This window comes from Pseudomonas sp. HY2-MNA-CIBAN-0224, assembly GCF_040310285.1.
In the GTDB taxonomy this organism is placed as follows: domain Bacteria; phylum Pseudomonadota; class Gammaproteobacteria; order Pseudomonadales; family Pseudomonadaceae; genus Aquipseudomonas; species Aquipseudomonas helleri.
This window is the reverse complement of sequence record NZ_JBEOPQ010000510.1, coordinates 1-273: the sequence shown is the minus strand read 5'-3', so window position 1 is coordinate 273 and position 273 is coordinate 1. Positions and strand designations below refer to the sequence as shown.

At 45.4% G+C, this 273-nt stretch carries 1 pseudogene; it reads left to right on the top strand.

From position 1 onward, the window contains the following. Window positions 1-215: pseudogene (locus tag AAEZ03_RS27350) on the top strand (hypothetical protein); the annotation flags it as partial. Between the last annotated feature and the right edge of the window lie 58 nt (window positions 216-273).

The window sequence follows — 273 nt, the reverse complement described above, 5'->3', positions numbered from 1 at the left end:
CCTTTATCGAGCTTAATTATCTACACGATGATGAGACTCCAGTAAGCAGTGCGCCCTACCGTGTCGAGTTCGCAGATGGCTCTGTCAGAGAAGGCATTTTAGATAAAAATGGCTTTGCTCGTTTAGAAGGTGTGCCTAAGGGTCAAGCTCATGTTTATTATGGTGAAGACCCTGCTGACTTCAAGCCTGATATAGATATGGAGGATGGTATATGAGTAGTAATGGCTTTGGCGGCGGCGCACTAGGGATTAGTAACATAGGGAAGGATTACAC